Origin of the sequence: Mucilaginibacter mallensis (assembly GCF_900105165.1) — a bacterium.
Classification (GTDB): domain Bacteria; phylum Bacteroidota; class Bacteroidia; order Sphingobacteriales; family Sphingobacteriaceae; genus Mucilaginibacter; species Mucilaginibacter mallensis.
The window spans coordinates 2,759,835-2,779,802 of sequence record NZ_LT629740.1; the positions used below are offsets into that span (position 1 = coordinate 2,759,835).

General features: G+C 40.6%; 20 protein-coding genes. 13 read left to right on the top strand and 7 right to left on the bottom strand.

Going from position 1 to position 19,968, the window contains the following annotated elements; genetic code table 11:
* Positions 1 to 133 precede the first annotated feature (133 nt).
* The 5 genes from BLU33_RS11440 to BLU33_RS11460 all read left to right on the top strand — a co-directional run bounded on the left by BLU33_RS11440 (position 134) and on the right by BLU33_RS11460 (position 3,615).
* Complete coding sequence (locus tag BLU33_RS11440; RefSeq protein ID WP_091372599.1) at positions 134 to 484, top strand: Spy/CpxP family protein refolding chaperone; 351 nt, start codon at positions 134 to 136, stop codon at positions 482 to 484.
* 86 nt (positions 485 to 570) lie between these two features.
* On the top strand, positions 571 to 1,701 hold the full coding sequence (locus tag BLU33_RS11445; protein ID WP_091372602.1) for an aminotransferase class I/II-fold pyridoxal phosphate-dependent enzyme: 1,131 nt from the start codon (positions 571 to 573) through the stop codon (positions 1,699 to 1,701).
* On the top strand, positions 1,679 to 2,305 hold the full coding sequence (gene bioD, locus BLU33_RS11450) for a dethiobiotin synthase (protein ID WP_232009436.1): 627 nt from the start codon (positions 1,679 to 1,681) through the stop codon (positions 2,303 to 2,305). The genes BLU33_RS11445 and bioD overlap by 23 nt, the downstream gene beginning before the upstream one ends.
* 64 nt (positions 2,306 to 2,369) lie before the next feature.
* Positions 2,370 to 3,257, top strand: coding sequence for a 3-hydroxyacyl-CoA dehydrogenase family protein (locus BLU33_RS11455; RefSeq protein ID WP_091372607.1), 888 nt, complete (start codon positions 2,370 to 2,372; stop codon positions 3,255 to 3,257).
* Between the two features lie 64 nt (positions 3,258 to 3,321).
* On the top strand, positions 3,322 to 3,615 hold the full coding sequence (locus BLU33_RS11460; RefSeq protein WP_091372609.1) for a YXWGXW repeat-containing protein: 294 nt from the start codon (positions 3,322 to 3,324) through the stop codon (positions 3,613 to 3,615).
* A 68-nt stretch (positions 3,616 to 3,683) separates the two neighbouring features.
* Here the strand turns inward: BLU33_RS11460 and argS are convergent, their stop codons facing one another.
* Positions 3,684 to 5,450, bottom strand: a complete 1,767-nt coding sequence (gene argS / locus BLU33_RS11465; protein WP_091372612.1) for an arginine--tRNA ligase — start codon at positions 5,448 to 5,450, stop codon at positions 3,684 to 3,686.
* A gap of 161 nt (positions 5,451 to 5,611) precedes the next feature.
* On the opposite strand from argS, the gene BLU33_RS11470 reads away from it, so the two are divergent.
* The 3 genes from BLU33_RS11470 to BLU33_RS11480 all read left to right on the top strand — a co-directional run bounded on the left by BLU33_RS11470 (position 5,612) and on the right by BLU33_RS11480 (position 9,590).
* Positions 5,612 to 7,057 (top strand): arginine deiminase family protein, encoded by a 1,446-nt coding sequence (locus tag BLU33_RS11470; protein ID WP_091372615.1) that lies wholly within the window; start codon positions 5,612 to 5,614, stop codon positions 7,055 to 7,057.
* Between the two features lie 86 nt (positions 7,058 to 7,143).
* On the top strand, positions 7,144 to 8,070 hold the full coding sequence (gene ctlX / locus BLU33_RS11475; RefSeq protein ID WP_232009437.1) for a citrulline utilization hydrolase CtlX: 927 nt from the start codon (positions 7,144 to 7,146) through the stop codon (positions 8,068 to 8,070).
* Positions 8,071 to 8,195: 125 nt separating this feature from the next.
* Positions 8,196 to 9,590: an arginine decarboxylase gene (locus tag BLU33_RS11480; protein WP_091372620.1), complete on the top strand. Its 1,395-nt coding sequence runs from the start codon at positions 8,196 to 8,198 to the stop codon at positions 9,588 to 9,590.
* A gap of 189 nt (positions 9,591 to 9,779) precedes the next feature.
* On the opposite strand, the gene BLU33_RS11485 is transcribed toward BLU33_RS11480, so the two are convergent.
* The 6 genes from BLU33_RS11485 to BLU33_RS11510 all read right to left on the bottom strand — a co-directional run bounded on the left by BLU33_RS11485 (position 9,780) and on the right by BLU33_RS11510 (position 13,349).
* Positions 9,780 to 10,280 carry a Maf family nucleotide pyrophosphatase gene (locus BLU33_RS11485; protein WP_232009438.1) on the bottom strand — a complete coding sequence of 167 codons (501 nt, stop codon included), beginning with the start codon at positions 10,278 to 10,280 and terminating at the stop codon, positions 9,780 to 9,782.
* A gap of 109 nt (positions 10,281 to 10,389) precedes the next feature.
* A complete protein-coding gene (locus BLU33_RS11490; protein WP_091372625.1) occupies positions 10,390 to 10,911 on the bottom strand; it encodes a KdsC family phosphatase in 522 nt (173 codons plus the stop codon).
* A gap of 71 nt (positions 10,912 to 10,982) precedes the next feature.
* Complete coding sequence (iscX, locus tag BLU33_RS11495) at positions 10,983 to 11,225, bottom strand: Fe-S cluster assembly protein IscX (RefSeq protein WP_091372627.1); 243 nt, start codon at positions 11,223 to 11,225, stop codon at positions 10,983 to 10,985.
* A gap of 43 nt (positions 11,226 to 11,268) precedes the next feature.
* The gene (locus tag BLU33_RS11500; RefSeq protein WP_091372630.1) at positions 11,269 to 11,601 is read right to left on the bottom strand and encodes a 2Fe-2S iron-sulfur cluster-binding protein; all 333 of its coding nucleotides are present in this window, start codon (positions 11,599 to 11,601) and stop codon (positions 11,269 to 11,271) included.
* A 23-nt stretch (positions 11,602 to 11,624) separates the two neighbouring features.
* Complete coding sequence (locus BLU33_RS11505; RefSeq protein ID WP_091380437.1) at positions 11,625 to 12,404, bottom strand: Rossmann-like and DUF2520 domain-containing protein; 780 nt, start codon at positions 12,402 to 12,404, stop codon at positions 11,625 to 11,627.
* 69 nt (positions 12,405 to 12,473) lie between these two features.
* On the bottom strand, positions 12,474 to 13,349 hold the full coding sequence (locus BLU33_RS11510) for an SDR family oxidoreductase (protein ID WP_091372632.1): 876 nt from the start codon (positions 13,347 to 13,349) through the stop codon (positions 12,474 to 12,476).
* Between the two features lie 343 nt (positions 13,350 to 13,692).
* Here BLU33_RS11510 and BLU33_RS11515 point away from each other — a divergent pair, with 343 nt between their 5' ends.
* The 5 genes from BLU33_RS11515 to BLU33_RS11535 all read left to right on the top strand — a co-directional run bounded on the left by BLU33_RS11515 (position 13,693) and on the right by BLU33_RS11535 (position 19,948).
* A complete protein-coding gene (locus BLU33_RS11515; RefSeq protein ID WP_091372635.1) occupies positions 13,693 to 14,712 on the top strand; it encodes an aldo/keto reductase in 1,020 nt (339 codons plus the stop codon).
* A gap of 654 nt (positions 14,713 to 15,366) precedes the next feature.
* Entirely contained in the window at positions 15,367 to 16,044 is a 678-nt protein-coding gene (locus BLU33_RS11520; RefSeq protein ID WP_091372637.1) for an ATP-binding cassette domain-containing protein, read from the top strand.
* Between the two features lie 50 nt (positions 16,045 to 16,094).
* Positions 16,095 to 17,072, top strand: a complete 978-nt coding sequence (locus BLU33_RS11525) for a pepsin/retropepsin-like aspartic protease family protein (protein WP_091372640.1) — start codon at positions 16,095 to 16,097, stop codon at positions 17,070 to 17,072.
* A 1-nt stretch (position 17,073) separates the two neighbouring features.
* Positions 17,074 to 18,507, top strand: a complete 1,434-nt coding sequence (locus BLU33_RS11530) for a hypothetical protein (RefSeq protein WP_172829243.1) — start codon at positions 17,074 to 17,076, stop codon at positions 18,505 to 18,507.
* A gap of 220 nt (positions 18,508 to 18,727) precedes the next feature.
* Positions 18,728 to 19,948, top strand: a complete 1,221-nt coding sequence (locus BLU33_RS11535; RefSeq protein WP_091372645.1) for a TCR/Tet family MFS transporter — start codon at positions 18,728 to 18,730, stop codon at positions 19,946 to 19,948.
* The last annotated feature ends 20 nt before the right edge of the window (positions 19,949 to 19,968 follow it).

Sequence of the window (19,968 nt, forward strand, 5' to 3'; positions counted from 1 at the left end):
AACAAGCAGAAATTAAGTTTAAAATTCCCCCTTTAGGGGGTTAGGGGGCTGCAACAATTAAGTTACAAGGTTGTTATTAAACCATAACAGCCTATCTTTATCTTATACTTATTAAAAACTTAAAAAAACTAAGATGAAAAAATTTTTGTTGATCTGTTGTTTCCTTATCGGTATTACAGCAGTAAGTCGCGCACAAGGTATGCGTATGAGTCCTGAGGACAGGGTTGCAGCATTGAAAACCAAGTTAAATTTAACAGATGATCAATCATCTAAAATACTGGTCATTTATAAAGATGCTGCTGCAAAAAGAGATAGCGTAATGAAAGCAGGCGGCGATAGATCGGCGATGCGCCCTATCATGACAGCTGCAAATGACAAAGTTCAGGCAGTACTTACTCCTGATCAGCAAGTGGCTTATAAAAAAATGATGGATGAGATGCGCGCCAAAATGCAAAATGGCGGCGGCGGTGGCGGCGGTAACTAACCATCCCGGCCAAAAACTAATTTAATAAAGAAAGCGCTCTGATGAATATCGGGGCGCTTTCTTTATTTTAGCGAAAATTATCCACATTGAAGTTATCAGAAGATCATATCGAGAAAAGACTGGCTGAAAGAAAAGCATCAGGCACCTACAGAACCCTAAAACCTGAAAGTACGCTGGTTGATTTCTGCTCGAATGATTACCTGGGCTTTGCAAGATCATCAGCCTTGAGAGATAATATTCAACAAGAGTTAAATAATTTGCCGCTGGCCTTAAACGGATCAACAGGTTCAAGATTACTATCAGGTAATTTAACTTATACTGAAGACCTGGAACAGCAGATAGCCGCCTTTCATAATAATGAAGCTGGATTAATGTTTAATTCAGGCTATGATGCAAATGTGGGTTTATTCTCATCCCTCCCACAACGTGGCGACACCATTATTGCTGATGAGCTGATCCATGCCTCTATAATTGACGGAGCGCGATTAAGTTATGCAAACCGGTATACTTTCAGGCATAATGACCTGGAGAGCCTGGAGGGTAAGCTAAAGCAAGCCAAAGGCATTTGCTATGTGGTTATTGAAAGTGTTTATTCTATGGATGGTGATACACCGCCAATAGTGGAAATATTGGAGTTAACAGAAAAGTATAACGCTTACCTGATTGTTGATGAAGCTCATGCCGTTGGCTTATATAAACAGGGGCTTATCTGCGCTCTTGGTTTGGAAGACAGGATATTTGCAAGAATAATCACCTTTGGTAAGGCGCTGGGTTGCCATGGGGCAATAGTTGTAGGGAGCAACTTATTGAGAAACTACCTTATCAATTTTGCCCGGTCATTTATTTATACTACCGCGGCATCAATTCATCAGATCGCATCCATAAAAATGGCTTACGAGCTGTTACAGCAATCGGATGAAGTGATAGCACGGTTGGCTGATAATATCAGTTTATTCCAACAAAATATAAAACACAATGCAGCCTATCCCCTGCTTAAAAGTGACAGCGCTATACAATGTCTGCTGCTAAACAGCAATGAAAAGGCAAAGCAAATGGCAACACATTTACAAAATGCAGGATTGGATGTAAGAGCAATTCTTAGTCCGACAGTGCCTGTAGGTACCGAAAGGATACGAATATGCCTGCATGCCTATAATACGGTAGGTGAAATATTTTTGCTTACTAATACCATAAATGAAGTACTCAATGCCGAATAAACCATTATTTATTACAGGAATAGGAACCGGGATAGGAAAAACTATCGTATCAGCTATTTTAACCGAAAAATTGAAAGCCGATTACTGGAAACCGGTACAATCCGGCGATCTGGATGATAGTGACACGCTTAAAGTAAAAAGCCTGATCTCTAATACCCAAACAGTTTTTCATCCGGAAACATATCGGTTAACCCAACCCTTTTCGCCACATAAATCTGCGGCAATCGATGGCGTTAGCATTGAAAAAGAGAAATTCATCACTCCAAAAACCGACAACCAACTATTAATTGAAGGTGCGGGTGGTTTAATGGTACCCTTAAACAACGAGCTTTTAATGATAGATCTTATTAAGTACCTTGATGCTGAAATTATACTGGTTTCGCAAAATTATTTGGGGAGTATTAATCATACTTTACTATCTGTTGCTGCCTTAAAACAATACAACATCCCCATAAAAGGGATCATATTTAATGGCAAGGCGGATATAGACTCTGAATCTTATATTCTAAAATATAAGGGATTAAAGCTACTGGGACATATCCCCGAATATAAATCAATAGATAAAAATGTGGTTATTGAAGCAGGCGAACATATCAGCTTATAAATTACCGGCTGGACTTTGCCAATTAAATAAATAGCATCAACTTAGTAATATATTATAACCTGATATGAAAAATATAACAGTGATCGGCTCCGGAACTATGGGCAACGGCATCGCGCATACTTTCGCGCAGCATGGCTTTAATGTTGCTTTGGTTGATATTAATGCTGATGCTTTAAACCGTGCCATACAAACTATAACCAATAACCTTGACAGGCAACTGAAAAAAGGCACCATTGATGAAAAGCAAAAAGCTGATACACTGAATAACATCATTACCCACACAGACCTCATAACAGCAGCAGCCAATGCAGATTTGGTAATAGAGGCCGCCACTGAAAACAGCGACATCAAACTAAAACTGTTTAAACAACTGAGCGAGATATGTGGCGATGATACTATATTGGCATCCAATACCTCATCCATATCTATTACACAAATAGCTTCGGTAACTAAAAAACCGGAAAATGTGATAGGCATGCATTTTATGAACCCCGTGCCTGTGATGAAACTCGTAGAGGTTATAAGGGGGTATGCAACAAGCAATGTGGTTACCCAAAAAGTGATGGAGCTGGCTCAGCAACTGGATAAAAATCCGGTTGAGGTAAATGATTATCCTGGCTTTGTGGCTAACCGCATTTTAATGCCCATGATAAATGAAGCCATATATACCCTGTTTGAAGGCGTAGCCGGCGTAAATGAGATAGATACGGTAATGAAATTGGGCATGGCCCACCCTATGGGCCCATTACAACTTGCTGATTTTATTGGCCTGGATGTATGTCTGGCTATTTTAAATGTATTATACAGCGGCTTTGGCAATCAAAAATATGCGCCTTGCCCGCTACTGGTGAATATGGTAACCGCCGGGCATCTGGGTGTAAAATCGGGAAGCGGGTTTTATAAATATATTGCTGGTAGTAAAGAAATTATAGTGGCCGATAAATTTTCCTGAATTTAATCATTAAACTTTTAAGGCGTTTGATTGTCAATACGTATTATTTATCAATCATATACAGATGAAAACATTATCAAAATTAGGCATCCTGGCTGCATTGGCAGGTTCGCTGTTTATGTCATCATGTGCTGGGGAGTATTATGTAAGTAACCAGCCTGCTGAAGTTTATTATACAAGACCAGTGGCACCCTATGCAGGCGCTGTTTGGATAAATGGTGATTGGGTATGGAATGGCCAGTCATATGTACGCAGACCAGGATACTGGGCAAGACCTCGTGCAGGTCACGTTTGGGTTGAAGGTAGGTGGTATCACGGACCTCGCGGTTATGCATGGCACAGAGGACGTTGGAGATAATTTATAGATGTGCAGATATGCAAATGTGCAGATTCTTATCATCTGCACATTTGCATATCTGCACATTATTACATCCTCTCAGGCACTTCAATCCCCAACAAACCCATTCCTTTGCTAATCACTTTAGCTGATGCCGCAGAAAGTTGTAATCTGAATTTCTTCAGTGATTCATCTTCAGCCTGCAATATGGATTTTTCGTGGTAAAATTTGTTATAGATCTTAGCCAACTCATAAATATAATTAGCAATTACGGCCGGGCTGTACTCTTTAGCTGCATCGTTTATAATTGCCGGGAATTGAGTCAAAATCACGATCAGGTCACGCTCAACGGCTGATAATTCCTGAATATCGATCTTATCGGCATAATTAACACCGGCGCGGCTCATTACTGATTTAATACGGGCATGGGTATATTGAATAAATGGCCCGGTATGCCCCTGAAAATCAACAGATTCATTAGGATCAAACAATAAGCGTTTCTTAGGATCAACTTTTAGTAAGAAGTATTTCAGCGCTCCCATACCTATCGTGTGGTATAAATGCTGCTTATCCTCTTCGCTAAAACCATCAACCTTACCTAAAGCTTCGGTTTGCTCTTTAGCTGTTTGCTCCATTTCATTAATCAGGTCATCAGCATCAACCACAGTTCCTTCACGCGATTTCATTTTACCTGATGGCAGATCAACCATACCATACGATAAATGGTATAAGCCCTGCGCCCACGTTTTGCCCAGTTTTTGCAGTATCAGGAACAATACCTTAAAGTGATAATCCTGCTCATTACCTACAACATAAATAGATTCATTCATTTTGTAATCATCATATTTAAGCTGCGCAGTACCCAGATCCTGGGTCATGTAAACAGAAGTGCCATCAGAACGGCGAACCAATTTCTCATCAAGGCCATCAGCAGTCAGGTCTATCCATACAGAACCATCCTCCTTTGTAAAGAAAACTCCTTTTGCAAGTCCTTCCTCAACAATATCCTTACCTAATAAATAGGTATTTGATTCATAATAAAATTGATCGAAAGCGACGCCTAAAGCATTGTAAGTTTTACCAAAGCCATCATAAACCCATGTATTCATGGTTTTCCAAAGATTGATAACTTCTTCATCGCCTGCCTCCCATTTAAGCAGCATCTCCTGGGCTTGCTTAATTAGCGGCGCGTTCTTTTTGGCCTCTTCTTCGGTTTGCCCTTCGGATTTCAGGAACTCTATTTCCTTTTTATACTCTTTATCGAATATTACATAGTACTTGCCAACCAAATGGTCGCCTTTTTCACCAGTTGATTCAGGCGTTTCACCATCACCAAACAACTGCCAGGCAAGCATTGATTTACAGATATGTATACCCCTGTCATTCACCAAATTAGCCTTAATCACCTCATATCCTGCTGCATCTAAAATTTGTGCTACTGAAAAGCCTAAAAGGTTATTACGCACATGGCCCAGGTGCAATGGCTTGTTGGTATTTGGCGATGAATACTCTACCATTACCTTTTTACCGTTTGGTTTAGCAACGGCGAAAGTATCAGGTAAAATTTCGGTATATAGCTGATTGAGCCAGTAGCTATCAGCAATTGAAATATTTAAAAAACCTTTTATAACGTTAAAAGCCGCAACCTCTGGCAGGTTGGCTTTAAGGTACTCACCTATCTCAGCCCCTGTTTGTTCCGGCGATTTGCGTGAGAATTTAGTGAACGGAAAAGTAACTATGGTAACCTGGCCATCAAATTCCTTACGGGTTTCCTGTAAGTTTATGGCGTCGGCAGTAATATCAGTTTGGTATAAGTGTTTAACCGCTTCAACAACGGCTTCAATAATAAAATCCATATTTGGCAAAATTAATATAATTAGTTCATGGTTCATAGTTGATAGTTCATAGCAGCTACGCTATAGTTTTTATCCGTTTTGTTATGAGCCATGATCCATGAACTATCAACTATGAACCATGAACTAAAAAATATAGATTTGTATTTCCTCTTATTCATTTTATGATACTCAAAAACGATAGTTTTAAAATTGATGTAACTTCCGAAATTGGCAATCTTCGCAGTTTATTGATCCATAGTCCGGATAGCGGACTGGGCAAAGTGGTACCCTCAAAGGCCCAGGACTGGCTTTTTGAAGATATAGTACATTTGGATACTGTTCGTAAAAATGAATATGACTACTACATAAAGTTGCTGATGTATTTCCTCGATCCGGATAAGATAAAGGGAAAACTCAAGCAAATTGATAGCGCTGCCGATAAGCGTTCATTCTTTAAACCTGATAATAAGAACTTCCACGCCTCAGATAAAGTAATTGAGATACAAACCTTGCTGGCTGATATACTGGAAGAAAAAAACATACGCGAGAAACTGGTAGCCTCTGTTTGCGCTATCGAAAGCTGCAACTATCGCCTGCAACAAAAACTAATAGATACCAAACCGGTTGAGCTGGCCAAAATATTTATATCAGGCTCATTAACTACCGATGAGATGATCTTTGCACCTATCCCTAACCTGATATTTTCAAGGGATATCGGCATCGCCATAAATAATTTTATGCTGCTTAATAAACCTGCAAAAAAGGCAAGAGCGCGCGAAACTCTGTTGGCCAGGTACATATTTTTCAACCATCCATTGTTTGCAAATTATCGCGAGAACATTTTAGAGATCCCCGAAAGCATGCAGCATTTTTTGCGCCCCGGTGAAGATAATACCGATAAAACCACCCTTGAAGGCGGTGATGTGATGATGGTTAGTCCGCAGCATTTGATAATCGGCTGCAGTGAACGAACCTCAACAAGTGGTGCAAATGAAGCTATTAAGCTATTGTTTGATAATGATGTAGTTAAAAAAGTAACCATAGTAAAAATACCGCACAAGCGCGACTACATGCATATTGATACCGTGTTTACCCAAGTCAAACGAAATATGTGGGTATTGCTTGGCTCGCTGACTATTGCTGAAAGCCCGATTGAAGATAAAGAACCGATTGCCTGGTTTGCCGATAAAAAGTCAAAGGATAAGGTAGAGATCATCCAATTTAGAAAAGGCAAAAAGCCAAAGATGTTTGAGTGCTTGGAAGCCCTGCTATCAAACATCAGCGAGCATGATCTGGAAAGCAAAGAGAAAACTCAATTCATTTATTCAGGTAATAATACCTTCCCTTATGATGCCCGGGAGCAATGGACTGACTCCTGCAACCTGCTGGCTGTAAAAGAAGGCGTAGTGCTGGGTTACGACCGCAATGATAAAACCGTTGAGGCATTTAAACAAAATGGCTTTAAAGTGGTTAAAGTAGCTGAACTGTTGGAGAAGTTTGAAAATAACGAGCTGAATCCGCAAACAATGAAGGATACCTTGATTTTGATGCCATCGGCAGAATTATCAAGAGCGAGGGGTGGTTTTCATTGTATGAGTATGCCACTTTTTAGGGATAAAGTTTTATAAAAAAGTCATTGGTCATTGAGTCATTAGTCATTGTTTGATTGATGAAAAATGGCCTAATGATACAAATGACTAATGACAACTGACCAATGACCACGCAGCAATCTACATCACACCTACTAATGATACGCCCGGTTAGCTTCGGGTTTAATGAGCAAACTGCCGTGAGCAATGCTTTTCAAGTAAAGCAGGGCGGTAAAAATGAAGTGCAGGAAAAAGCTTTAATTGAGTTTAATAACCTGGTTACCGTACTTAGGAATAACGGTGTAGATGTTACCGTTATTGACGATACCCCCGAACCCCATACCCCTGATTCTATATTTCCTAATAACTGGGTATCTTTTCATAGTGATGGAAATATTTTTCTGTACCCCATGCAGGCCAACAACCGCCGGTTGGAACGCCGGGAAGATATTATCAATCAATTAGAAGATTGTTTTAAAGTGCACCACATTGTTGACCTGAGCAGATTTGAGCAGGATCATAAGTTTTTAGAAGGTACGGGCAGTATGGTTTTGGACCGGATAGGTAAAATTGCTTATGCTTGTATTTCACCACGTACTGATAAAGATGTGTTAGCAGTTTTTTGCGAGCAAACCGGCTATAAAGCTATTTGCTTTGATGCAATTGATGAACATGGTAAAGCTATTTATCATACCAACGTTTTAATGTGCGTTGGCAGCAAGTTCGCGGTTATTTGTTTGGATAGCATTCCTAACCCGAACGAGCGTACAATAGTTATTGAATCACTGCAAACGACCAGGAAGGAAATTATTGAAATATCATTTGAGCAAATGAATCAATTTGCCGGTAATATGCTGGAGGTACAGAATAAAAATGGAGAGGCGCTGATCGTAATGTCACAAAGCGCTTTTAAGTCGCTCACGGGGGCTCAAAAAACAACGCTTAAAAAGTATGGAGAACTGATTTACAGCAATATAAACACTATTGAAACTAACGGCGGAGGTAGTGCAAGATGTATGATAGCCGAGGTACATTTACCGTTTGAATCATAATTTACAACCCAAAGCTATGGACTATTAACCGTGAAATATTTGCTCCTAAAATAATTACATTACATCGATAAAAAAATCATCATAATTTCCGTTTAAATTTTACATTTTTGCCAAAATTTTAATAGATGCAGAGTTACCAGGAATTTCTTGACCTAAGTGTAGGTTTCCCACAGGAAGGTTTTGAGATAATAGATGATGAATTATATTTTCATGATCTTAATTTGATGGAAATGATCGAAACGTATGGTACTCCCTTGCGCTTCACTTATATTCCAATCATCTCGAAAAAGATACAACAGGCAAAACTGTTGTTTCAGCAGGCGATTATTAAAAACAATTATCGCGGCAGTTATAAATATTGCTATTGTACAAAAAGCTCGCATTTTAAGCATATTGTTGAAGAGGCGCTTAAAAACGAGATCCACCTTGAAACATCTTCGGCATTTGATATGCCAATGATTGATGCCCTTGAGAAAAAAGGCTCGCTAAATAAAGATGTTACCGTAATATGTAATGGCTTTAAAACTTTTCAGTACAAACAATATATCATTGATATGCTGCATGATGGTTTTAAAAACATCATCCCGGTACTGGACAATAAAGAGGAGTTTAACCTGTATGATGACGAGATCGAGATGGATACCCCATGTAATCTTGGCATACGTATAGCCGCAGAAGAGCAGCCGGATTCTCAGTTCTATACCTCACGCCTTGGTGTAAGGCTGGAAGATATCATCGATTTTTATTATAACAAGATAGAGAACAATCCTAACTTCCAGGTTAAATTACTGCATTTCTTTATCAATTCAGGTATATCAGATACACCCTATTACTGGAATGAGCTTGAAAAATATGTAACCCTATATTGCAAGTTTAAAAAGATAAACCCTGCATTAGATACGATTGATATCGGTGGCGGTTTACCATTCAAGGATTCATTGGTATTTGACTTTGATTATGAATACATGATCAATGAGATAGTGAGCCGAATAAAAGAGATCTGCGCCGAAAATGATACCGTTGAACCGGATATTATTACTGAATTTGGTAAATATACCGTTGCGGAGGCTTCAGGTATCCTATACAAAGTATTAGGCCGTAAACAGCAGAACGACCGTGAAAAATGGCTTATGCTGGATGGTTCATTCATCACCAACCTACCGGATGTTTGGGCATTGAACCAAAAATATATTTTGTTACCAATAAACAACTGGGACAGCGAATATGAGCGTGTGAACTTAGGTGGTATTACCTGCGACGGTCAGGATTATTACAACCAGGAGGCCCACATGAACAGTGTGTTTATGCCTAAAACCCGTAAGGTGCAATATTTGGGCTTCTTTAATACAGGTGCCTACCAGGAAGTATTAAGCGGTTATGGTGGCATACACCATTGCCTGCTGCCATCGCCAAAGCATGTGATCATCAGGCGCAACCGCGATGAAACATTCAATTTCGAGGTATTTGGTGAGGAACAAAACAGTAAACAGGTATTGAAGATACTGGGTTATACAACTTAAAGAATAATTCAGGAGACGCAAAATATTGCGTCTCTACATTTAAAAGATCATCGTAGAGACACAAAATATTGTGTCTCTTTTTTTATCCTTGTCATTTCGAACGATAGAGAGAAATCTTCTGCAAAATATATGGCGCCAATGCAAGTCGAAGAAGATTTCTCGCTATCGCTCGAAATGACAATGAGGTTTTTAAAGATTCTTTAACTGCTGATACAGTTTTTCAGTAGGCAGACCTACCACGTTGGTATAAGAACCGTTGATGCGTTCAATACCAATCAGACCTATCCTTTCCTGGATGCCGTATGAGCCGGCTTTGTCAAGGGGCTGGTATTTTTCAACATAACTGGTGATCTCCTCATCCGTAAGCTTGCGGAAGAATACTTCGGATACATCAAAAAACTTGTTGTATTTGTGTTTATGCAATAAGCAAACACCGGTTATAACTTTATGCACCCTACCTGAAAGCATTTTAAGCATCTCTACGGCATGTTCAGGGGTTTCGGGCTTACCAAGTATTAGGCCATCAATACACACGATGGTATCGGCTGTAAGCACTACCTCATCCCCTATGGTTTCATCAAAAGCCTCTGCTTTTTTTGTGGCAATATAGAGTGCAACCTCTTCAGGTGATAAATGATCAGGATATGATTCATCAACCTCTTTCAAAACTATCCTAAAATCAATATCCATCAACCTCAGCAATTCTTGCCTCCTGGGTGATTTTGATGCAAGAATGATTTTTGGTAATGGGTTATTCATCTGAAGAGACCTTTTGACTTTAAACTTTTGACTTTAAAACCTACCAGCTATAGGCCTGTTCGCTCATCCACTTACCCTGTATCTTCAACACTTTTTCAATCACGTCGCGGGCGCAGCCCTTGCCTCCGGCATAAGGCGATACATACTGACTTGCGGCTTTTATTTCTTCCACAGCATCAGCAGGACAAGTAGGTAAACCCGCCAGGTGCATTGCACCCAGATCGGGTATATCATCGCCCATGTATAAAACATTAGAGGCATGGGTGGCTTTTTCTTCCAGGTAAACTTTTAAACGCTCAGTTTTGGTGTGGGTACCCATATAAACATCAGTTACCCCCAGGCTGTTTAAACGGTAAACCGCACTTTTTGAGCGGCTGCCCGAAATGACACAAACCTGGTAACCGCATTTTACGGCCAGTTGTATCGCGTAACCATCCTTAATATTGAAGGCACGGCTTTGCTCACCGTTCTCTGCTACAAATACAGAACCATCGGTAAGTACGCCATCCACATCAAAAATAAAAGTGGTTATATCTTTAAGTTTATTCAGGAATGATTCCATCGTTGTGATTACACTGATTATGTTATGATTTCACCGATTGCAAACTGCAAACCGGCTACTGCCAACTGAAACTATTGGTTATCGCGCCATTCATATACCCAGGCTGATTGGATCTGCTCCAGGTGGCCTTCAGTTGATTGCTCACGTGTACCGGCGAAGTTTGGTAAGGTTAGTATCCACTCCAAAAGATCGGTGAAACGGATGCGGTATATTTTTGATTCGTCAAAATCATCACCAAACTTTTCGTAAAGTTCAATGGCAATGTCCTCATGATCATTCCAGTGAATAGGTAAGGTGAATTTATGGTCTGCCATTTTATTTGTTATAGTAAAATTTATAATATATCGATACCCTGTATTAATGCCCCATGAAGTCCGATTGATCGGGCAAAGTTACCTCAATATCGCCATCAATCATCACAGCCTGACATCCCAAACGTGAATTAATGCGCGGATTTACTGCACGGTCAATAAAATCTTCTTCCTTATCGGATATTTCCTGCACGTTATCCATACCCTTGTTTACATATATGTGGCAGGTGCTGCAACCGCATACACCACCGCAATTGTGCTGTAGTTCAATGCCATTCTCCAGGCATACATCTAAAACAGATTCACCTTCGGCAATAGGCAACTCAACAGATTCGTGCCCCTGTTCCTCAAAGTTTATTTTAACTTTAAAAATATTCATTTGGGCAAAAGTAACAAAATAACTTACGCCCCGTATTTTGATTTACCCTTTTTGATAATACCCTGACTTAATATCTTATAAACCTGCTCCAAACCGGGTTCGCCTGCCAACATTTCAAGGTGTGTATCCATGGTCTTAAAATCCTCGCGGATAGCCGGTCCGGTTTGCACATCAGCCGGAAAATGTTCCTGCACTTTTTGCGCAGTCTCTAATATTAAAGGGCGAAGCAGATCAAACTGTATATTATTTTGCTTTAACAGATCTTGTGCCACACCATATAGATAATTAGGAAAATTACAGGCAAATACAGCGGCCAAATGTAATACTTTACGTTGCACGGAATCAATATCATAAACATTATTGCTGATGCTTTGCGCCAGCTCTTTTAAAGTGGCATGGATAGTTTCATCGGCAGCCTCAATACATAAGGGCACGGTTAAAAAATCGATCTCACGGGTTTTGCTGAAAGTTTGCAGGGGGTAGAACACGCCTGCTTTATCAGTATAATTTAACAAAGCCTGCAGGTTAGTAACACCCGAAGTATGCGCCATCAGTTTATCATACTTAGCCAGTTCACTGGCTATACCCGGTATGGCATCGTCACTTACGGCTATGATAAAAATATCAACCGCAGGGTTTATACTATCAATATTATTGATTGCCTCGGCGCCAATATGGTAAGCCAGTAAAGCCGAGTTATGGGCACTCCGGCTATAAACCTGTACAATACGGTGGCCGGCATTTTTGAACGCGGCGCCCAGATGTGTAGCTATATTACCGGAGCCTATTATTGTTATGCGCATTGTTTTGGCAAATATTTGTGAGGACACAAACATCGGGATAAAATGTAAAAGATTAAATAAGCTTACTATTTAGCTCTTCTTTCTGGTGTCTTCACCTGCAACAGCGCTTTTCCCTACCAGCTTTTTACTAATATCCCACAACATATTCCTATTCGCCTCGCTCCAGGCTAATACGGATGATTTAGTCATTTTACATTTAACAAAATACTGGCTGCTTTTAGCTTCCATACCTGGCTCTGTGGCTAAAAAAACGCTTGTTTTAGCGCCTTCTTCCGGTGATATCATAAAGGGTGTGGCAATCCACAGTAAGAACTTTGAAAGTCCGCTTGTCCCGGTTCCGAAACCTGTTCTTACAATACCCGGATGTACCGCGAATGACGAAATCCCTTTATCGGCATATTTCTCAGCCAATGTTTTTGTAAAATACAGATTAAATAATTTTGCTGCCCCGTAAGCCTTTATTGCTGAGTATGGGCGTTGCTCCCATTGCAGGTCATCAAAATTAGCCTTTCCCATTTTATGCGCTTCGGAGCTTAGGTTAATGATGCGGGCATGGCCTTTTTCAAGCAAAGGCAAAATACTGGTGGTCAATAAAAAATGCCCGAGGTGATTGGTTACAAAAGTCATTTCAAAGCCGTCTTTGCTCAATTCCTTTTTATCGAACATACCACCGGCATTATTGATGAGTACGTTTATGGCAAACAGCTTACCATTATTAAGTTCTGCCGCCGCCTCACGAACACTTTGCAGATCAGAAAGATCACATTTTACAATATGGACATTCTTATTACCTGTTTTGGTGATGATCTCCTGCTTAAGCTCATCGCCTTTAATTGTATTGCGTACAAGCAGATATAGCGTATGATCCTTTTTAGCCAGCGCTAAAGCAGTTTCTTTCCCTATTCCGGAGGTTGCCCCGGTAATCACCGTAGTTTTTATCGACATATGGGTATTATAATGAATACGTCGTAAATATAGGCACTAACAGGCTTCCGCCAATTTTTCATGCTCTAATATTTGCAACAGGGGCCTATTGAATCGACACATAGTGTAATCCTACAGCTACTAGCGGCCATCGCCCGTTCAAGCGTCCACGCTTGAATACTATAAATTCCGAGCATCCACGCTCGTGATAAACGTAAGCGTGGACGCTTACATGGAAGTTAAGTCCAAGCGTGGACGCTTGGACTTGCGGTTTGTATCAGCTATTTTACCCTTTGCTGACCATCTGTATTAAACAAAAGCCGATCCGTGTGGTTAATTTTACAACATACAATCACTACACATTATGAAATACAATTTTTTAGGGGACACCGGTGTGGTGGTATCCGAAATATGTTTTGGCACCATGACTTTCGGCGGAACAGGCTATTGGGAGGCCATCGGTCAACTACAACAACAAGCGGTAAATGAGCTGATGGAAGTTGTTGTAGACTCCGGCATCAATTTCATCGATACAGCCAACGTTTACTCTTTCGGTCAATCAGAAAAACTATTGGGGCAATCGTTAAAAGACCTTGGTATAAACCGCAATGAATTAGTGATTGCTACCAAAGTACGTGGCGTAATGGGCGAGGGTAAAAACAATGTGGGCTTATCCCGCTTGCATATTTTTAGATCAATAGATGAAAGTCTGCAACGCCTGCAAATGGATCATGTGGATATATTATATGTTCATGGGGTTGATTACAGAACACCAATTGAAGAAACTATGCGTGCTTTAAATGATATTGTTTTAGCCGGAAAAGCGCGATACATAGCCGTATGTAACTGGCCGGCATGGATGGTGATGAAAGCCCAGGGCATTTGCCAGCTGCATGGTTGGAACAAGTTTGTGGGTATGCAATATTTTTACTCCTTAGCAGGCCGCGACATTGAGCGCGAAATATTGCCATTGGCTGCCGATCAAAATTTGGCTATGATGCCATGGAGCCCGCTGGCCGGTGGTTTCCTGTCGGGAAAATATACCCGCGATGGTGAAAAGGCAGGCGCCAGGCGTGATACTTTCGACTTCCCTCCCATCAATAAAGATAAAACGTTCGATATTATTGATGTGATCAGCGAGATCGGCAAGCAGCACAATGCCTCAACGGCAGCTATCGCGCTGGCATGGGTAAGGCAGCAAAACGGGATTACCAGCACCATTATCGGGGCAAAAAGTGCTGAACAATTACATGATAATATTAAGTCGACCGAGATTGTATTATCAGTAGATGACCTGAAAAAGATTGATGAAGTAAGCGCGCTGGTTAAAGAATATCCGCAGTGGATGGTTGAAAGGCAAGCCGCTAACAGGGAATTGAAGTAAGTATTGAGTTTAATGTTAATGATCTTACCCTCTTTGCCGCTTGCGGCAGAGAGGGTGGTCGAACGACTGAGTGAAGACCGGGTGAGTCAAAATCACCGGTCAAACAAACGCGCTGAGTTGACTCACCTCGACTACGCTTCGCTGGTCGATCCTCTCTACCGCAAGCGGTAAAGAGGATAATAAAATCCATAATCAGAACTGTTACGCCTCCTGTTTCCACCAGAGGCTTTTTTATTTAACATTTTCCCTTACAATATTAATTTCTTCCATCCGTTTTGTGATAAACTGTGCAAAACGAGGCATTTAGTGAACGGGAAATGACAAACAGTTTTGATCTTTTTCAACCGGTCATCAACTAATAAATGTCAAATACCCGAACTATAGTTTTACAATTTTACAGACCTCTGTTCGTCATAAATTTGATATTCAGTATATATCTCATTTATGAAAGTAGTGAGATCGACTATGGCCAGGGCGTTTTTTTTAAACTATTCGGCTATTTATTTTTGTTTGGCTATCAATACTTCAGTAAAAGCAACACCTATTTTTATTATCGTAATGCGGGTTATAGTATGAAACGACTTTACGCATATGTAGCAATACTCGATCTGGCAATCTATTCCCTATTATATTCATTCTTTTATCTCCTGCATTATGCATTTGCACACGCTTAAGGTTGATAGTGTGCAGCTAGAGTTCGACAACCGCAAAATATTGCAGGATGTATGGCTTTCCTGTACACAGGGCGAAGTTGTAGGCTTGTTAGGCAGAAACGGTTCCGGTAAATCATCCCTGTTGCGCATAATTTTCGGCACGCTCAATCCGGCTTATAAACATGTGAGTATTAATGATCAGTTTATCAAAAAGGGCTATCATCAGCAAAAAATAGCTTATCTGCCGCAGCACAATTATTTGCCAAATGGTATTAAAATTCAACAAATGGCTAAAATAATGATCGATAACAGGCTTTGGGACGAGTTTGCCGATTATCAGGTATACAAAGATCATCATCATAAAATAGTAAATCAGTTATCGGGCGGTGAATTGAGGCAGCTGGAAACCTTGATGATCCTTTATAACAAAGCTGATTTTATTTTGCTGGATGAACCTTTTACCCATATTTCGCCGGTACAGGCAGATGGCTTTAAGGCTACCATCCGCAGGTGCGCCAAAACTAAGGGCATTATACTTACCGATCATCAATATTATAACATTCTGGATGTAAGCGACAGGATTATATTACTACATAATGGCGCTACCAAACATATTACCAGTGCTAATGAGCTAGTTACCTACAACTACATAAATAAAGTGCCGGATAATGACTTTTAATGTAACTAATATTGCGTTCATCTTGTCTTATATAGCATATACACAACCTAATGCGCAAACTCTTACCCTATCTGCTCACCATATTGGTGCTTTCACTGGCACTTAAGGGCAAATGTGCGGGTAAAGTTATAGGTGGTATTAGTTTCAAACATGTGCTGGTTGATATAGATCCTGCACCATATGGCGATTTTAAAACCCTTATTGTTCCTATTAAAAGAGCCGGGAACTTAATCATAGTGGAAGCCCAGGTCGACTCGCTCGAAGGTAATTTTGTATTTGATACAGGTGCCCCCTACCTGGTTTTAAACGCTACTTATTTTAGGGATGCACCTCAAATACATGAACAGCATGCAGCGGGTATAAACGGCGAGGCTGATAATACTTTTACTACAGTAGTGCATGATTTTTCCATACTCGACCTGCATTATAGCAGGCTTACTGCTGATGTTACCGATCTGTCAGGCATTGAAAACGGCCGCGGGATTAAAATACTGGGCTTATTAGGTACACGCCTATTTTCCAGGCTTGCTGTTACCATCGACCTGCAAAATAACCTGCTTTATATTCAGAAACTCGACAATGATGGCAATATCCCCCCTGAAGAAGTAGTGTTTCATAATCCTACCTTAAAAACCCCGTTCAAATTTCTGGATGATATTATATTTTTAAAAGGCAGTATTAATGATAAAAGCATGTGGTTTGTTTTTGACAGCGGCGCCGAAACTAACTTATTGGATTACGGCAAATCAAAAAAGATCATAAAAAATATGCAGATCATAAACAGGTCGAAACTGGTTGGTGTGGGAGGTTCAAGTTTTGAGGTTTTATATGCGCGCTTTGACAAACTAACCATTGGTGACCAGGATTTTATGCATAACCGGATACTGATAACCAACCTTGAAAAAATGGGCAAAGCCTATGACCATACCATTGATGGGATACTAGGCTATGATTTTTTTACAAGGGGCGTTTTCAGTATCAATTTCGTTAAAAAGGAATTTGAAATGTACATTTACAACAATCAATAAAATGAGACGGTGCTGGCCATATATATTCACTTTGATGTTGCTGTTAAGCTGCATGGTGAATGCTATTGCCCAAACCCGTAACAATCTCATAGCCGGCAAAGGCAAGCTTATATTGCTCATCGATCTCCACTCATCCCCTGCTGAACTGGATAGTATCTTTAAAAAAGCAGCCATTCCCGGAGTTGATAAACGCGCATTTTTAGCAGGTGATTATTCGGCAATTATAAAAGATGGCTGGGTAATGGCAAAAAAACAGAACAGCGTGGTGCAGTTTAATCGCTCCCTTACAGATATGAAAGGCAATCCGCAGGAAAACCCTTACATAATTACCGCAAGTGTTATAAAAACTCAACCCAGGCCGGGATACCTTGATGCGGTATATGGCGTAAATAATTTTGCAGTTGCTACAGTTACTGAAGTGTCACCAGGTTTAACCAGGTTCTTTTTACCGGGGCATCAGGATGCAAAACGGGTATTCTTATCCGGTAGCTTTAATGATTGGAGTACCTTGAAAGGCTTAATGACAAAAACCCCACAAGGTTGGATCATCGACCTAAAACTAAAACCCGGTGGTTATGAATATAAATATATAGTTGATAGTCGCTGGATGGTTGACCCTTATAACGTTTTGCAGATGAATGACGGAGCGGGAAACACCAACTCGGTTTATTACAAGTGCAATTATACCTTTAAACTGAAAAGCTTTCTAAGTGCGCATACTGTTACTTTAGCGGGCAGTTTTAATAACTGGAATACTACTGAACTGCAGCTCGAAAAAAATGAAGGTGAATGGGAAATCCCTATGTATTTGTGCGAAGGCACCCATGAATATCGTTTTAAAGTTGATGGTAAATGGATGACCGACCCCGCCAACCCAGATAAGCATGTTGATGAGGATGGCAACATCAGTTCTGTTCTAAATATTGGCGAAACGGTTAATTTTAAACTCAATGGCTACGCAAATGCAAAAAATGTATTTGTAGCCGGTGATTTCACCAATTGGAAACCCAACAAGATTCGCCTCAGTAAATCGGGTGATGCGTGGGTAGCCACTGTTAAACTTTCAGCAGGTAATTACAATTATAAGTTTGTTGTGGATGGCCAATGGATATTAGATCCTCTGAACCAAAACCATACCGTGATAAATGGGGAAACCAATTGCTTTTTAGCGGTAGGCCCTACCCATACTTTTAAATTAAAAGGGTATGATAATGCAAAGGTTATCCACCTGTCGGGAAGTTTTAATGATTGGAACCAGGGCAGTTATACTTTAGCTCATAATGGTGATGAATGGAGTATAAGCATGCGCCTGAAACCAGGTAAATACCTATACAAATTTATAGTTGATGGAAATTGGATAATCGACCCCGGCAACAAACTGTGGGAACAAAACCAGTATGGTACCGGGAACTCGGTTTTATGGATAGAGCCGTAATAGTCCCCTTGTCATTTCGACCTGAGGGAGAAACTATCTCTTGAGCAGGTTGGTGCCTGGGGCTGTGTGAGCGAAAAATTTTCTTCGATCTGTATCGTTCGCTTTGCTTGGTGCAGAAGATTTCTCTTCGTTCCTCGTTCGAAATGACAAAAAGGGTTAGAAAATCCCTCCTAACAAAAATTTAATAATCAATATTTAACTTATTTGCTATTTTGCGGGCATGAATAAACCTGTACCTGAAAAGCGTAAGGCTGCTTTAGGATTTATTTTTGCAACACTTTTAATTGATGTAATGGGTTTGGGTATTATTATACCTGTTATCCCCAAACTAATTGAGCACTTAATTCACGGCAATTTGAGTGAGGCATCGGGCTATGCCCTAATTCTTACCGCTGCTTATGCCGGGATGCAGTTTTTATTTTCGCCGCTGATAGGTAACCTTAGCGACAGGTTTGGCCGCAGGCCCGTGCTGCTTTTTTCATTACTGGGCTTCAGTGTGGATTATATGTTCTCGGCCTTTGCACCAACAATAGCCTGGTTATTTGTGGGCCGTATTGTGGCGGGAATAACCGGTGCCAGCTTTACAACAGGCTCAGCCTATATTGCTGATATCAGCACCCCTGAAAACCGCGCAGCAAATTTTGGGATGGTTGGCGTAGCATTTGGCCTGGGTTTTATAATAGGCCCGGTGATTGGTGGGATATTGGGCAAATATGATGTTCATTACCCGTTTATTGCCGCTGCTTTATTGGCGTTGTTAAACGCGACATACGGTTATTTCATTCTTCCGGAATCTTTGGATCTTGCACACAGGCGCCCTTTCGAAATAAAAAAGGCTAATCCTGTAAGTACATTAATAAAATTAAGCAAATACAAAGCAGTTATTGGGCTGGCTGTATCCTTGTTCCTGGTGTATTTTGCCGCACAGGCGGTACAATGCGCATGGACTTTTTATACGATGGATAAGTTCAGCTGGAACGAGGCCATGGTGGGCTACTCACTCGGCGCGGTAGGTTTATTTGTTGCACTGGTACAAGGCGGACTGATAAGGATCATCATACCAAAAATTGGGCAGGAAAAAAGTATCTGGATAGGATTGCTCTTATACGCAACCGGACTGGCTTTATTTGCATTTGCGAGTAAAGGCTGGATGATGTTTGCCTTTTTGGTTCCTTATTGCCTTGGTGGTATTGCAGGCCCGGCTTTGCAGGGTTATATGAGTACCAACGTACCCGCTAATGAACAAGGTGAGCTGCAAGGTGGTTTAACCAGCCTCATGAGTTTAAGCTCAATTTTTGGCCCCATCGTTATGCTGGGATCATTCCGTTATTTTACGCAGCCTAACCCCTATTTCCAGTTCCCGGGGGCGCCATTTATAATAGGCGCTGTATTGATGCTTTTGAGTGCTATATTAGCTGTACGAAGCTTTAAAAGAAATTAAACCACCTCCATTTAAAACAA

Excerpts from the sequence above, each read along its gene's own strand:
- BLU33_RS11440 (WP_091372599.1), top strand. The coding sequence starts at position 134 with ATGAAAAAATTTTTGTTGATCTGTTGTTTCCTTATCGGTATTACAGCA.
- bioD (WP_232009436.1), top strand. The coding sequence starts at position 1,679 with ATGAAGTACTCAATGCCGAATAAACCATTATTTATTACAGGAATAGGA.
- BLU33_RS11455 (WP_091372607.1), top strand. The coding sequence starts at position 2,370 with ATGAAAAATATAACAGTGATCGGCTCCGGAACTATGGGCAACGGCATC.
- BLU33_RS11460 (WP_091372609.1), top strand. The coding sequence starts at position 3,322 with ATGAAAACATTATCAAAATTAGGCATCCTGGCTGCATTGGCAGGTTCG.
- argS (WP_091372612.1), bottom strand. The coding sequence starts at position 5,450 with ATGGATTTTATTATTGAAGCCGTTGTTGAAGCGGTTAAACACTTATAC.
- BLU33_RS11470 (WP_091372615.1), top strand. The coding sequence starts at position 5,612 with ATGATACTCAAAAACGATAGTTTTAAAATTGATGTAACTTCCGAAATT.
- ctlX (WP_232009437.1), top strand. The coding sequence starts at position 7,144 with ATGACCACGCAGCAATCTACATCACACCTACTAATGATACGCCCGGTT.
- BLU33_RS11480 (WP_091372620.1), top strand. The coding sequence starts at position 8,196 with ATGCAGAGTTACCAGGAATTTCTTGACCTAAGTGTAGGTTTCCCACAG.
- BLU33_RS11485 (WP_232009438.1), bottom strand. The coding sequence starts at position 10,280 with ATGGATATTGATTTTAGGATAGTTTTGAAAGAGGTTGATGAATCATAT.
- BLU33_RS11490 (WP_091372625.1), bottom strand. The coding sequence starts at position 10,911 with ATGGAATCATTCCTGAATAAACTTAAAGATATAACCACTTTTATTTTT.
- iscX (WP_091372627.1), bottom strand. The coding sequence starts at position 11,225 with ATGGCAGACCATAAATTCACCTTACCTATTCACTGGAATGATCATGAG.
- BLU33_RS11500 (WP_091372630.1), bottom strand. The coding sequence starts at position 11,601 with ATGAATATTTTTAAAGTTAAAATAAACTTTGAGGAACAGGGGCACGAA.
- BLU33_RS11505 (WP_091380437.1), bottom strand. The coding sequence starts at position 12,404 with ATGCGCATAACAATAATAGGCTCCGGTAATATAGCTACACATCTGGGC.
- BLU33_RS11510 (WP_091372632.1), bottom strand. The coding sequence starts at position 13,349 with ATGTCGATAAAAACTACGGTGATTACCGGGGCAACCTCCGGAATAGGG.
- BLU33_RS11515 (WP_091372635.1), top strand. The coding sequence starts at position 13,693 with ATGAAATACAATTTTTTAGGGGACACCGGTGTGGTGGTATCCGAAATA.
- BLU33_RS11520 (WP_091372637.1), top strand. The coding sequence starts at position 15,367 with ATGCATTTGCACACGCTTAAGGTTGATAGTGTGCAGCTAGAGTTCGAC.
- BLU33_RS11525 (WP_091372640.1), top strand. The coding sequence starts at position 16,095 with ATGCGCAAACTCTTACCCTATCTGCTCACCATATTGGTGCTTTCACTG.
- BLU33_RS11530 (WP_172829243.1), top strand. The coding sequence starts at position 17,074 with ATGAGACGGTGCTGGCCATATATATTCACTTTGATGTTGCTGTTAAGC.
- BLU33_RS11535 (WP_091372645.1), top strand. The coding sequence starts at position 18,728 with ATGAATAAACCTGTACCTGAAAAGCGTAAGGCTGCTTTAGGATTTATT.